The organism is Microbacterium sp. X-17, from assembly GCF_039615055.1.
Window position 1 is genome coordinate 196,792 of sequence record NZ_JBDHNI010000004.1, and the last position, 12,622, is coordinate 209,413.

Below are 12,622 nucleotides of genomic sequence, written 5' to 3' on the forward strand. Positions count from 1 at the left end.
CTGTGACCAGCAGCGACGCCCTCCCCACCGGCGCTTTCTCGATGCGCAGCCCGTTCGGCAGGAGGGCAGTCGGTCTCTCGATCGCCGCCGCCGTCGGCGGGTTCCTCTTCGGGTTCGACTCCTCCGTCATCAACGGCGCGGTCGACTCGATCTCCACCGACTTCTCGCTGAACACGTTCATCACGGGCTTCGTGGTCGCCATCGCGCTCCTCGGCTGCGCCGTCGGCGCCATCATCGCGGGCAACCTGTCGGACCGCTGGGGCCGGCTGCGGGTCATGTTCCTCGGCGCGATCATGTTCTTCGTCTCCTCGATCGGCTCGGCGCTCGCCTTCGCCGCGTGGGACCTCGCGATCTGGCGCGTCATCGGCGGTCTCGGCATCGGCATCGCCTCGGTGGTCGCGCCGGCCTACATCTCGGAGATCGCGCCGCGGCAGATCCGCGGATCGCTCGCTTCGCTGCAACAGCTCGCGATCACGCTCGGCATCTTCGCCGCCCTGCTTTCCAACGCGGTCCTCGCGACCGTCGCCGGCGGCGCGAACGACGTGCTGTGGTGGGGCCTCGAAGCCTGGCGGTGGATGTTCCTCGTCGGCGTCGTCCCGTCGGCGGTCTACGGCATCCTGTCGTTCACGGTGCCGGAGTCACCACGGTTCCTGCTCACGAAGGGGCGCACCCAGGAGGCACGGGCGATCTTCGCGCAGCTCGTGCCCTCGGTGGACCTCGACAAGACCGTCAAGGACCTCCAGACGACGATCGACACCGACAAGAAGAACGCCGGCGTCTCCCTCCGCGGCCCCGTGCTGGGTTTTCAGGGGATCGTCTGGGTCGGCATCATCCTGTCGGTGTTCCAGCAGTTCGTCGGCATCAACGTGATCTTCTACTACTCGACGAGCCTGTGGGCCTCGGTCGGGTTCGGCCAGACCAACTCGTTCGCGATCTCCGTCTTCACGAGCGTCCTCAACGTGCTGGTGACGCTCATCGCGATCTGGCTCGTCGACCGCGTCGGCCGAAAGCCCATCCTTCTCACCGGCTCGATCATCATGGCGGTCTCGCTCGCCACGATGGCGATCGCCTTCTCGTTCGCCACGGGCAGTGGGCAGGACGTGCACCTCTCCGGGGCGTGGGGTCCGATCGCACTCGTCGCGGCCAACCTGTTCGTCGTCGGCTTCGGCGCCTCGTGGGGACCGCTCGTGTGGGTCCTCCTCGGCGAGATCTTCCCGAGCCGCATCCGCGGCAAGGCGCTCGGCGTCGCCGCCGGCGCGCAGTGGATCGCGAACTTCCTCATCACCGTGAGCTTCCCCACGATGTCGAGCTGGTCGCTGCCGCTGACCTACGCGATGTACGCCGCGTTCGCCGTGCTCTCGTTCATCTACGTGCTCCTGCGCGTCCCCGAGACGAAGGGCATGGAGCTCGAGCAGACCGAGACCCTCTTCATCCAGAAGCCGAAGGCCCCCGTCGCCTCCTGACCCGCGCGGCGGGGACGCATCAGGCCGAGGCGGCGGCGCGGGCCGCGGCGGGGAGGGCGGCGGCGATCCGGTCCAGGGCGTCCGCGTCGTGGGCCGCGGTCAGGAACCAGGCCTCGAAGGCGGACGGCGGCAGGAGCACGCCCTGGTCCTGCATCGAGTGGAAGAACCGCGCGTACGCGGCCGTGTCCTGCAGCGACGCCGTCTCGTAGTCCGGGACTCCCCCGACCACCCGCTCGCCGAAGAACACGCTGAAGAGGTTCCCCGCGGTCTGCACGACGTGCGGGACACCGGCCGCCGACAGCGCGGCGCCCACCGCCGACTGGAGGACAGCGGATGCCGCGTCCACGCGGGCGTACACGTCCGCGTCGGCGAGACGCAGGGTCGCGAGCCCCGCGGCGACCGCGACCGGGTTCCCGGACAGGGTCCCGGCCTGGTAGACCGGGCCGGTCGGGGCGAGGAGGTCCATGAGCTCGGCGCGCCCGCCGATCGCGGCGACCGGGAGCCCGCCGCCGATGACCTTGCCGAACGTGAGGAGGTCGGGCCGCAGGGTCTCCCCCGCGGCTTCCTGCAGGCCCCAGTATCCGGCGGGGCCGACGCGGAATCCGGTCAGCACCTCGTCGCTGATGACGAGCGCGCCGGCGGCGTGTGCGGTCCGCTCGAGGAACGCGGCGAAGCCGGGAGCCGGCGCGACGACGCCCATGTTGGCGGCGGCGGCCTCGGCGATGACGGCGGCGATCCGGCCCGGGTGGGCGTCGAACACCGCCGCGAGCGCGGCCGGGTCGTTGTAGGGCACGACGAGCGTCTGCGCCGCGATCGGAGCGGGGACGCCCGCGGATGCCGGGAGCGCGAGCGTCGCGAGCCCGGAGCCGGCCTGCGCCAGCAGGCCGTCGGAGTGCCCGTGGTAGTGCCCGGTGAACTTCACGACGAGGTCGCGGCCGGTGGCTCCCCGCGCGAGGCGGATCGCCGTCATCGTCGCCTCGGTGCCCGTCGATACGAGCCGCACGCGCTCCGCGAGCGGCACGCGCGCGCGGAGCTCCTCGGCCAGCTCGGTCTCGCCGGGCGTGGTCGCACCGAACGACAGACCGCGGCCGGCGGCCTCGCGGACGGCCGCGACGACGAGCGGATGCGCATGCCCGAGGAGCGCGGGACCCCAGCTCGCCACGAGGTCGACGTACCGGCGACCCTCGGCATCCGTCACGTACGCTCCGCTGGCGGACACGAGCGCCGGAGGCGTGCCGCCCACGGGCCCGAACGCGCGCACCGGGGAGTTCACGCCTCCCGGCAGCACGGCGCGGGCGCGGGCGAAGAGGTCTTCGTTGGAGGACTGCGCGCCGGTCATCCGAGCGTCCGTCCGTCGCGCAGCCATCCGGCGACCTCGATCGCCCAGTAGGTCAGGATCGCGTCGGCGCCTGCCCGGCGGATGCCGATCAGCGTCTCGCCGATCGCCCGCTCGCGGTCGATGAAGCCGTGCGCGGCGGCCGTCTCGATCATCGTGTACTCCCCCGACACCTGGTACGCCCACACCGGCACGGCGGAGCGCTCGGCGACGCGCGTCAGCACGTCGAGGTACGGGCCAGCGGGCTTGACCATGACGATGTCCGCGCCCTCGTCCTCGTCGAGCACCGCCTCGAACTGCCCCTCACGACCGTTCGCGGGGTCGAGCTGGTACGTGCGGCGGTCGCCGGTGAGTGTCGAGGCCACGGCATCCCGGAACGGCCCGTAGAACGCGGAGGCGTACTTCGCGGAGTACGCGAGGAGGAGGACGTCCGCGTGTCCGGCCTCGTCGAGCGCGCTTCGGACGGCGGCGACCTGGCCGTCCATCATCCCGGACAGCCCGAGCAGGTCCGCACCGGCCTCGGCCTGCGCGACAGCCATGCGCCGATAGATCGCGAGCGTCGCGTCGTTGTCGACCGTGCCGTCGGCGGCGAGCACGCCGCAGTGGCCGTGGTCGGTGAACTCGTCGAGGCACAGGTCGGCCTGGACCGTGAGGCGGCCGGCCGCGGCATCCGCGGCGACGCGGATCGCGCGGTTGAGGATGCCGTCCGGATCGCACGCGCCGGATCCCTCCGCGTCGCGGTGGTCGGGGACCCCGAAGAGCATGACGCCGCCGAGTCCGGCGCGGGCCGCCTCGTCGACGACGGCGGGCAGCGACTCGAGCGTCTGCTGGGCGACGCCGGGCATGCTCGCGATCGGCTGCGGCTCGGCGCCCTCGCGGACGAACACCGGCAGCACGAGGTGCGCGGGGATCAGCGCGTGCTCCGCCACGAGGCGGCGCACCGCGGGGCTCGAGCGCAGGCGCCGGGGCCTGCGGGCCGGGAAGCCGGTCATGCTGTCTCGTTTCTTTCGCCAGGGCCGCGGGAGAGGGCGGGGTCGAGGGAGAAGTGGGCGTCGAGGGCGTCCAGGATGGCCTCCACCGACTGGGCGGCGGCGGTCACGTCGACGCGGATGCCGAGGGCTCCGGCGTCGTGGGTCGTGCCGGGGCCGATCGAGGCGATGACCGTGCGCTCGGGCAGCGCGCCGACCTGGCGGCGCAGCTCGCGGCCGACGCTCAGCGAGGTCAGGAGCACCGCGTCGAAGCCGCCCGTACGGAGGCTCTCGTCCACGTCCGGGGCCAGGTCCACGCCCACGGTGCGGTACGCGACGCACACGTCGACCGCGTGGCCGCGTGCCTCGAGCTCGTCGCTGACCGTGGCGGTCGCGAGGTCCGAGCGCAGCACGAGCACGCGCCCGTCCGGGCTGTGCGCGGCGCACCACTGCGCGGCCAGCGCCGCGCCCGACGAGGCCCCGGCCGGCTCGAACGCGACCGGGATGCCGGCATCCTTCGCCGCGCGGGCCGTGGCAGCCCCGACCACGGCGACCCGTGTCCCGGGCGGCACGACGACGCCCTCCGCCGCGAGCTGGTCGATGCTTGCGGCGCTCGTGACGAAGAGCCAGGTGTACGCGGCGTCGGCGATCGCGCGGAACGCCCGGTCGCGCGCGGCGACGTCGATCGGGGCGCCCGACACGATGAGAGGCGCGACGACGCCCTCGGCGCCGCGCGCCGCGAGGGCCGCGCGCACGCGCTCGCCCCAGGCACCGCCCCGCGGGATGAGCACGCGACGGCCGGCGAGGGTCACGCGCGGCCTCCGGCGAGGTCGGCCAGGTCGCCCGCGCCGGCGGCGAGGAGCTCGCGCACGAGGGCGGCGGCGTGGGCGCGACGGGGCCCGTCGTCCGCGGCCTCGGCGGCGGGGACGCGGCGCTCGCCGCGCACGCTCCGCCGCCCGTCCGCGCGATAGACCTCCGCGATGACCACGACCTCGTCGGCGTCGGCGTGCGCGCTGATGCCGACCGGGGCAGCGCAGCCGGCCTCGAGCTCGGCGAGCACGTCGCGCTCGAGCAGGGCCGTCGCCGTGGCGTCCGCGTCGGCGATGAGCCGCAGCCCGTCCCCGAGCGCCGCGTCGAGGTCGCCCTCGCGCACCTCGATGGCGAGCGCGCCCTGTCCGGCCGAGGTCGGCCAGGTGTCGAGCGCGAACGTCTCGCGGGCCTCGGCGAGGCGTCCGATCCGTGTCAGCCCGGCGGCGGCCAGCAGGATCGCGTCGTACTCGCCCTCCGCGACCTTGCGCAGGCGCGTGTCGATGTTGCCCCGGATGTCGATGACCTCGGCGTCCGGCCGGGCGCGGCGCACCTGCGCCGCGCGCCGCGGGGAGCCGGTGCCCACGCGGGCGCCGGCGGGCAGCTCCGCGAGCGGGACGGCCGCGCACAGCACATCGTTCGCGGGCGCGCGCGTCGGGATCGCCCCGATCACGAGCCCCGGCGCGGGCGCCGTGGGCAGGTCCTTGAGCGAGTGCACGACGAAATCGCACTCGCCCGCCAGCAGCGCCTCGCGCAGCGCCGTCGCGAAGACGCCGGTCCCGCCGAGGGAGGCCAGCGACCCGGTCGCGACGTCGCCATGGGTCGTGATCCGCACGAGCTCGACCTCGGCGCCGGTCGCCCGGGAGACGGCGTCGGCGACGAGCTGGGACTGCGTCGTCGCGAGGAGGCTCGCACGCGTCCCGAGGCGCAGCGCGCGGGTCACGGCTCGATCCCCGCGAGGGCGGGCCCCGTGCCGAGCCGGGCGTTGGCGCAGCATCCGGGCCGGCAGACGTCGTACCAGGGACCGAGCTCGGTCAGGTGCGCGCGGTCCGCGACCGGTCGCCCCTCGATCCGCTCCGCCACGAGGTCGGCGAGGCCCGCGACGTATGCCGGGTCGACGCCCGGCGTCGCCGTGCGGATCGCGACGAGCCCGAGCTTCTCCGCGGTCTCGGTCGCCTCCCCGTCGAGGTCCCAGAGGACCTCCATGTGGTCGCTCACGAACCCGAGCGGGACAATGACGACGGCCTTCCGCCCGCGGGCGGGCAGCTCGGCGATCGCGTCGTTCACGTCGGGCGCGAGCCACGGCACGGACGGCGGGCCGGACCGGCTCTGGAACACGAGCTGCCACGGGGCCGGGTCCCCGAGCCGCCGCATGATCGCCTCGGCGACCGCGCGGTGCTGCGCGACGTACGCGCCGCCCGGGCCGAGCTCGAGCTCGGACGGTCCCGACAGCGCGGCATCGGCATCCGGGATCGAGTGCGTCGAGAAGAGCACCTCGACCTCCGCCGCGGGGTCGAGGCCGCTCTCGCGCAGCTGCGCGAGCGCCCCGGCGAGACCCGCCTCGAGCGGCGCCACGAAGCCGGGGTGGTCGAAGAACGGCCGCACCTTGTCGATCTGCAGCACGGGTCCGAGCCCGGTCTCCTCCAGCGCGTCCGCGAGATCCTCGCGGTACTGCCGGCACGAGGAGTACGAGCTGTACGCGCTCGTCGCGATCGCGAGGATGCGGCGGTGCCCGGCATCGGCGAGGTCGCGGACGGCGTCGGACACGTACGGCGCCCAGTTCCGGTTCCCGAGGGCGACCGGCAGCGGCATCCCGCGCCCGGCGAGCTCCCGCTCGACGGCCTCCCGGAGGGCGGCGTTCTGCGCGTTGATGGGTGAGACGCCGCCGAAGTGACGGTAGTGGTGCGCGACCTCCTCGAGGCGCTCCTCCGGGATGCCGCGGCCGCGCGTCACGTTCCGCAGGAACGGGATCACGTCGTCCTGCCCCTCCGGACCCCCGAAGCCGAGGAGGAGGACCGCGTCGTAGCCGGCCGGATCCGTCGCGTACGGACGCCCGTCCGCGACCGCGGACGTGGCCCCCGGCACGACCGCACCCGGCGCGCGGTAGACGCCCGTCGCGCGCTCCGGCTTCGGCCGGAACGCGGGCGAGGCGTCCGTCGCGGGGCTCATCGCGTGAGCACCTCCGCGAGCTCTGCCGCCTCGACGCGACGGCCCGTGAAGAAGGGCACCTCCTCGCGCACGTGGCGGCGCGCGTCGGTGGCGCGAAGGGCCCGCATGAGGTCGACGAGGCTGAGGAGCTCGTCGCTCTCCAGCGGCAGGAGCCACTCGTAGTCGCTGAGGGCGAACGTCGACACCGTGTTGGCGACGACGTCCGTGAAGGCCGCGCCCTTGCGCCCGTGCTCCGCGAGCATCGCCGAGCGCTCGCTCTCCTCGAGCAGGTACCACTCGTAGCTGCGCACGAACGGGTACACGCACAGCCACGCGCGCGGACGCTCGCCGCGGAGGTAACCGGGGATGTGGCGCTTGTTGAACTCGGCCTCGCGGTGGACGCCCATCGCGCTCCAGATCGAGACGAGCGGGCGCAGCAGCGCCGTGCGCCGCAGCTCCCGCAGAGCGGCCTGCACCGCCGCAGGGTCCTCCCCGTGCAGCCACAGCATGACCTCGGCCTCGCCGCGCATGCCCGTCACGTCGTACAGCCCGCGGACGGTGACGCCGGCCTCGCCGACGCGCGCGATCGCGGCATCCAGCTCGTCCGCCGCGTCGGCCGGGACCACGCGAGCACCGGGCCCGGCCGCGCCGAGGATGCTGAAGATCGTGTAGCCGTGCAGGTCGAAGGTCTCCGGTTCGGTCATCGGGCCGCTTCCTTTCGAGTCGATACGGGGGTGAGGCGGGCGGCGAGAGTCGCAGCCACAGCGCGGGCGTGGGGGATGACGGATGCCAGGCCGGTGCCGGCGACGGCGGTGCCGACGATCGCAACGCCCCGCTCCTGGGCGCGGGCGGCGAGGAGCGCGCGCTCGTCCGCGTCGGGCGCGAGCGCGTCCCGCCAGCGGACCACGTGTACGTCCGTCAGCTCGTCGGGGCCGAGCGGGATGCCGGACAGCAGCTCGAGCTCGCGCGCGACGAGCGCGGGATCCGTCATCCACGCGTCATCCGCCGTCGCCGAGGAGAGCCGCACGACGTGGGCGGCGGAGGCTAGCTCGCGGCGCACCCAACCCCACTTCGCGTCGACGTGCGTGAGCGCCTTCGCGCGGGCGGGGACCCCGGGCGCGACGATCGCTCCGGAGCCGAGCGGGCGGGCGTCCCACGCCGCGGATCGCAGGCCCACGACGCAGAGCGCGACCTCCGTCGCCGCGGTCGGCGCGAGTCCGAGCAGGTCACGCGCGGCCGCGGCTCCCGTGGCGACGACGACGTGGCGCGCGCGCACGTCGGCGAGCGCCGTCACGTCGGCCGAGGTCGCGAAGGTCGCGCCGTGGGCCTCGGCATCCGCCCGGAGCGCCGCGGCGAGACGCCACACGCCGCCGCGGATACCGCCCACCGCGCTGCCGGGCCGCGCCTCCGGTGCGAGGGACGCGGCGGCCGCGGTCAGGGAGCCGAGCTCGCGGTAGGCCCGCCACATCCCGGGGTGCACGGAGGAGAGCCGCACCTCGGCGGCCGGCCGCGAGTAGACGCTGCGGCAGACGGCTCCGACGAGGAGATCCGCAACCGCATCGCCGTAACGCTCGCGCGCAAGCGCGTCAAGCGACGGCTCCGGCCCGTCCTCCGCCGGGAGAGTCCGCTCGAGGGCGGCACGGCGGGCGCCCTCGTCGCCGACGATGGCGCGGACGTCGGCGGCGAGCGGATCGGCCGGCATCCCCAGGATCGTGCGGACCGGCAGGGGCGCGCGGTGCGTCGCCCCGTCGGAGCCGCAGAAGACGAGGTGCGCGCCGCCGGGCTCGGGGGCGACCAGCTCGAGCGGCAGGTCGAGGTCTGCGGCGAGCCGGGCGACGGCATCCGTCCGCAGCGCGAACGACTCGGCACCCGCGTCGACCTCGATGCCCTCGATCGTCAGGGGCCGCAGGATGCCGCCCGTTGCGCTCTCGCGCTCGAGCACCGTCACCCGGAGGCCCGCGCGCGCGGCCTCGGCGGCGACGACGAGTCCCGCGACGCCCGCGCCGATCACGCACACGTCGACCTCGGTGCCGGCCGGGTCATCGACGATGCTGCCGGCCGCGCTCCGAGACGGGAGGCTCGTCACGGCCGCCACGCGTGCACCTGGTCGACGATCGCGCCCAGCACGTCGGGCGACGCCTCGGCCGGCACACCGTGCCCGAGGTTGAAGACGTGCGCACGGGCCGTCGTGCCGTCGCGGAGGATCCGCGCGACCGCGGCCTCCCGCACGGGTGCGGGCGCGAACAGGAGCGCGGGGTCGAGGTTGCCCTGCAACGTCAGGTGGGATCCGACCCGCCGGGATGCCTCCCACAGCGGGACGCGGTAGTCCACGCCGACCGCATCGACGCCGGCCGCGGCCAGGTCGTGGAGGATCTCCCCCGTTCCGACGCCGAAGTGGACGAGCGGGATGCGCTGCTCGTCGGCCGTCTGGAGCGCGCGCACCGGATCGAGCGCGGCGCGCGAGGCGGGCAGCACGCTCGCGCGGTAGTCGTCCGGCGCCAGGGCGCCCGCCCACGAGTCGAACAGCTGCGCGGCGCTCGCGCCGTGCTCGACCTGCACCGCGAGGAACGCGCCGGTCACGGCCGCGAGCCATGCGAGGAGCGCGTCCCAGCCCGCGGGATCCTCGTGCAGGAGCCGCCGGGCGGCGAGGTGGTCCTTCGACGGGCCGCCCTCCACGAGGTACGCGGCGAGCGTGAACGGCGCCCCGCCGAACCCGATGAGCGGGAGGGGCTCGCCGCGGCGCTCGGACTCGTCCGCGAGCAGCGCGACGGTCCGGCGCACGGCCTCGGCCACGGGCTCGGCGCGCTCGGCCACGACGGCGGGATCGATGCGCGTCAGCTCCGCGATCGCCGCGCCGGTCCGCACCGGATCGGCGAAGACAGGACCCCGCCCGGGCGCGATCTCGACCCGGACGCCCGCGAGCGCGAGCGGCACGACGATGTCGCTGAAGAAGATGGCCGCGTCCACGCCGTGGCGGCGCACGGGCTGCAGCGTGACCTCGCTCGCGATCGCGGGATCGAGGCAGGCATCCAGCATCGCGCCGTCCCCGCGGACCTCGCGGTACTCGGGGAGCGAGCGCCCGGCCTGCCGCATGAACCACACCGGCGTCACGTCGGGACGGTCGCCCCGGAGCGCCCGGACGAGGCGCGAATCAGCCGTCGCGTGCGCGGTGAGGGGATGGGATGCAGGGAGGAGCATGGAAGTTAATCGATATACTAGCGAGCGTCCAGGAGGTCTCTCCACTCGTGCTCGTCTCCCTCTCCGCCAGCCACCGTACGACGTCGTTCGACGCTCTCGAGCGCCTGTCCGCCGTCGGTGACGCCGTCGGCGCGCGCCTGCTCGCGGCCCACGACTCGATCCGCGGCGCCGTCGTGCTCTCCACGTGCAACCGCTTCGAGGCGTACTTCGAGCTGGACGAGGCCGGCCCCTACGCGCCCGTGCTCCCCGCGATGGACTCCGTCATGGAGGAGCTGGCCGCCGCCTCCGCGCTGCCCTACCGGGACCTGCGGACCTCCGTCGACTTCCGCGCCGGAAACGGCGTCGCGCACCACCTGTTCTCCGTCGCCTCGGGCCTCGAATCGGTCGCCGTCGGCGAGGACGAGATCGCCGGCCAGGTGCGGCGCGCGTACGAGCGCTCCCGCGCCGACGGCCTCACCACCCCGGGGCTCGAGAGCCTGTTCCAGCGCGCGAGCGAGGCCTCTCGCGCGGTCCGCAACGCGGCCCGCGTCGGCGAGGCCGGGCGCTCGCTCGTGCGCCTCGCGCTCGAGCTCGCCTCCTCGCGCATCGCGGACTGGAGCACGGCGCGCGTGGTGCTCGTCGGCACCGGCCGCTTCGCGGCGGCATCCGTCGCCGCCCTCCGCGCCCGCGGCGCCGAGGACATCGTCGTGCATTCGGTCAGCGACGAGGGCCGCGGCGAGCGCTTCGCGACGCAGCACGAGCTCGGCTGGGTGGAGGCGTCCGGCTTCGCCGCCGAGCTCGCCCGCGCCGACGTCGTCGTCACCTGCACGACGACGAGCGGCGCGTACCCCGTGTCGGCGGAGCTCCTGTCCCGCGACGTCGCGAACGGATACCGCCTCGTGATCGACCTCGGGATGCCGCGCAACGTCGACCCCGCGGTCGCCGAGCTCCCCGGTGTCGAGCTGCTCGACCTCGAGACGATCCGCGCGCACGCGGCGCTCGACGAGTTCGCCGAGGTCGACGAAGCGCGCCAGATCGTGGCATCCGCCGCGCAGCGTCACGCGACGGACCGGCGTGTGCGCGAGGTCTCCCCCACCGTCACCGCCATGCGCGACGCGCTGCAGGTCGTGGTCGACGAGGAGGTCGCGCGGGCCCAGGGCCGCGGCGACACCGACGGCGAGCGCGCCGCCCGCCACCTCGGGGGTGTGCTGCTGCACCGGCTGATCGGCCAGGCCCACCGGCTCGCGGCCGCGGGCGACGGCGACACGTGGGCCCTGGCCGCGCGGATCGTGTTCGACCTCGGCGACGAATCCACGACCGGCAACCGTCCCGAGTAACGGCGGATGGGCGTGGGCGAGGTCACCCTGAAGGACGTCGCCCTGCGTGCAGGCGTGTCCACGGCCGCCGCCAGCCAGGCCCTCAACGACCGCGGCAGTCTCCGCGCGGACACCCGTGCCCGGATCAAGGAGATCGCCGCCGAGCTCGGCTACATCCCGCACGCGCACGCCGCGGCCCTGCGCCGCGGGCGGACGATGTCGATCGGCTACGTCGTGCCCGACCGGCACGAGCACGATGCGGAGGATCGCTGGGCCATCGGCTACGCGCGCCAGCTCACGGCGCTCGTGCGGGCCTCGGCCGAGTGGGGCTTCACGGTGACGGTGATCCCGGCCGACCGGGCAGACCTCGTCCGCTCGACCCGGCTCGACGCGGTCTATGCCGCGGATCCGCGAGCCTCGGACCCCGTGCTGGGAGAGGCGCTACGGCTCGGCATCCCGGTCGTCGCGAACGACCTCGCGCTTCCCGAAGCGGCCGGTGTCGAGATCCGCACGGGGTACGAGGACGCGGCTCGGGCAGGGCTGGAGCTGCTGGCCCGCGCCGGCGCCGCGCGGGTGGGGCTGCTCACGAAGCACCGCGGCCGGCCGAGCGACGAGGTCGGCGAGGACGTGTACCGCCGGTGGTGCGCCGCGACCGGACGACAGCCCGTCGTGGTGCGCGCCGGCGGCGACCGCGACGATCTGGCCGACGCGCTGCGCGCGCTCGCGTCGGCCGGGGTCGACGCGATCTACTCGTACCTCGAGCAGGGCCCCGAGGTGTACCTGCAGCTGGAGCGCACGGACCTCGTCATCCCGCGCGACCTGCAGCTCGTGGCGCTGTGCGTGCACGACTGCGGCCTCAACGAGCGGCTGGGCGTGACCCGCACGTGCGTGCACCCCGAGCAGGCCCCGGCGCTCATGATCGAGCCCCTCGCCGCGCTGCTCGCGGCCTACCCCGCGCACGCCGTGGTGTCGCTCCCCTGGGAGCTCCAGTCCGGATCCACCACCCGCCTCTGACAGGCACTTCGTGCGTGAGCGGGGCGCTGTAGCGTGTGGGCGTGATCATCCCGGCCACCGTGCTGACCGTCCTCGCCGTCCTCCTCCCGATCGTCTCGGCGCTCTGCGCCGGCGGCGTCCTGCGCCGCAACCACCTCGTGGGGATCCGCTTCCCCGCGCTCCAGGCGTCCGACGCCGCGTGGACGGCGGGCCACCGGGCCGCGATCCTGCCGTCGACCGTGCTCGCGGTCCTCGCCGTGGTCCTGCTGGTCCTCAGCTACGCCGTTCCCGCGCTCGCGCTCTGGGGCTCGATCCTCACGATGCTCGTCGCGATCGCGGGCTTCGCGTGGGGGATCCTCGCCGCCCTCCGGGCCGCCCGCGCCGCATAGCTCCTGCACCGCGGCGCGGCAGCCG

Annotated in this window: 12 protein-coding genes; 4 read left to right on the top strand and 8 right to left on the bottom strand. The window is 74.8% G+C overall.

Annotated elements, in window-relative coordinates:
• The first annotated feature begins 2 nt into the window (after positions 1-2).
• Positions 3-1,463 (top strand): sugar porter family MFS transporter, encoded by a 1,461-nt coding sequence (locus ABCS02_RS20405; RefSeq protein WP_345837524.1) that lies wholly within the window; start codon positions 3-5, stop codon positions 1,461-1,463.
• 19 nt (positions 1,464-1,482) lie between these two features.
• On the opposite strand, the gene ABCS02_RS20410 is transcribed toward ABCS02_RS20405, so the two are convergent.
• Genes ABCS02_RS20410 through hemE form a run of 8 tightly spaced genes read right to left on the bottom strand, consistent with a single transcriptional unit; the run spans position 1,483 to position 9,920 of the window.
• On the bottom strand, positions 1,483-2,802 hold the full coding sequence (locus ABCS02_RS20410; protein WP_345837525.1) for a glutamate-1-semialdehyde 2,1-aminomutase: 1,320 nt from the start codon (positions 2,800-2,802) through the stop codon (positions 1,483-1,485).
• Positions 2,799-3,791: a porphobilinogen synthase gene (hemB, locus tag ABCS02_RS20415; RefSeq protein WP_345837526.1), complete on the bottom strand. Its 993-nt coding sequence runs from the start codon at positions 3,789-3,791 to the stop codon at positions 2,799-2,801. The genes ABCS02_RS20410 and hemB overlap by 4 nt, the downstream gene beginning before the upstream one ends.
• Positions 3,788-4,579 (bottom strand): uroporphyrinogen-III synthase, encoded by a 792-nt coding sequence (locus tag ABCS02_RS20420; RefSeq protein WP_345837527.1) that lies wholly within the window; start codon positions 4,577-4,579, stop codon positions 3,788-3,790. Before ABCS02_RS20420 ends, hemB begins: the two co-directional genes overlap by 4 nt.
• Positions 4,576-5,517 (bottom strand): hydroxymethylbilane synthase, encoded by a 942-nt coding sequence (hemC, locus tag ABCS02_RS20425; protein ID WP_345837528.1) that lies wholly within the window; start codon positions 5,515-5,517, stop codon positions 4,576-4,578. Before hemC ends, ABCS02_RS20420 begins: the two co-directional genes overlap by 4 nt.
• Positions 5,514-6,743, bottom strand: a complete 1,230-nt coding sequence (locus ABCS02_RS20430) for a ferrochelatase (protein ID WP_345837529.1) — start codon at positions 6,741-6,743, stop codon at positions 5,514-5,516. The genes hemC and ABCS02_RS20430 overlap by 4 nt, the downstream gene beginning before the upstream one ends.
• Positions 6,740-7,426 (bottom strand): hydrogen peroxide-dependent heme synthase, encoded by a 687-nt coding sequence (hemQ, locus tag ABCS02_RS20435; RefSeq protein WP_345837530.1) that lies wholly within the window; start codon positions 7,424-7,426, stop codon positions 6,740-6,742. The genes ABCS02_RS20430 and hemQ overlap by 4 nt, the downstream gene beginning before the upstream one ends.
• Positions 7,423-8,817: an FAD-dependent oxidoreductase gene (locus ABCS02_RS20440; protein WP_345837531.1), complete on the bottom strand. Its 1,395-nt coding sequence runs from the start codon at positions 8,815-8,817 to the stop codon at positions 7,423-7,425. Before ABCS02_RS20440 ends, hemQ begins: the two co-directional genes overlap by 4 nt.
• Positions 8,805-9,920 (bottom strand): uroporphyrinogen decarboxylase, encoded by a 1,116-nt coding sequence (gene hemE / locus ABCS02_RS20445; protein ID WP_345837532.1) that lies wholly within the window; start codon positions 9,918-9,920, stop codon positions 8,805-8,807. The genes ABCS02_RS20440 and hemE overlap by 13 nt, the downstream gene beginning before the upstream one ends.
• A gap of 47 nt (positions 9,921-9,967) precedes the next feature.
• Between hemE and ABCS02_RS20450 the strand changes: the two genes are divergently transcribed.
• The 3 genes from ABCS02_RS20450 to ABCS02_RS20460 are packed head-to-tail and all read left to right on the top strand — an operon-like array spanning position 9,968 to position 12,597.
• Positions 9,968-11,236, top strand: coding sequence for a glutamyl-tRNA reductase (locus tag ABCS02_RS20450; RefSeq protein ID WP_345837533.1), 1,269 nt, complete (start codon positions 9,968-9,970; stop codon positions 11,234-11,236).
• A 12-nt stretch (positions 11,237-11,248) separates the two neighbouring features.
• Positions 11,249-12,229 (top strand): LacI family DNA-binding transcriptional regulator, encoded by a 981-nt coding sequence (locus tag ABCS02_RS20455; protein WP_345837534.1) that lies wholly within the window; start codon positions 11,249-11,251, stop codon positions 12,227-12,229.
• A gap of 41 nt (positions 12,230-12,270) precedes the next feature.
• A complete protein-coding gene (locus tag ABCS02_RS20460) occupies positions 12,271-12,597 on the top strand; it encodes an SdpI family protein (RefSeq protein WP_345837535.1) in 327 nt (108 codons plus the stop codon).
• The last annotated feature ends 25 nt before the right edge of the window (positions 12,598-12,622 follow it).

Excerpts from the sequence above, each read along its gene's own strand:
- hemB (WP_345837526.1), bottom strand. The coding sequence starts at position 3,791 with ATGACCGGCTTCCCGGCCCGCAGGCCCCGGCGCCTGCGCTCGAGCCCC.
- hemQ (WP_345837530.1), bottom strand. The coding sequence starts at position 7,426 with ATGACCGAACCGGAGACCTTCGACCTGCACGGCTACACGATCTTCAGC.
- hemE (WP_345837532.1), bottom strand. The coding sequence starts at position 9,920 with ATGCTCCTCCCTGCATCCCATCCCCTCACCGCGCACGCGACGGCTGAT.
- ABCS02_RS20430 (WP_345837529.1), bottom strand. The coding sequence starts at position 6,743 with ATGAGCCCCGCGACGGACGCCTCGCCCGCGTTCCGGCCGAAGCCGGAG.
- ABCS02_RS20410 (WP_345837525.1), bottom strand. The coding sequence starts at position 2,802 with ATGACCGGCGCGCAGTCCTCCAACGAAGACCTCTTCGCCCGCGCCCGC.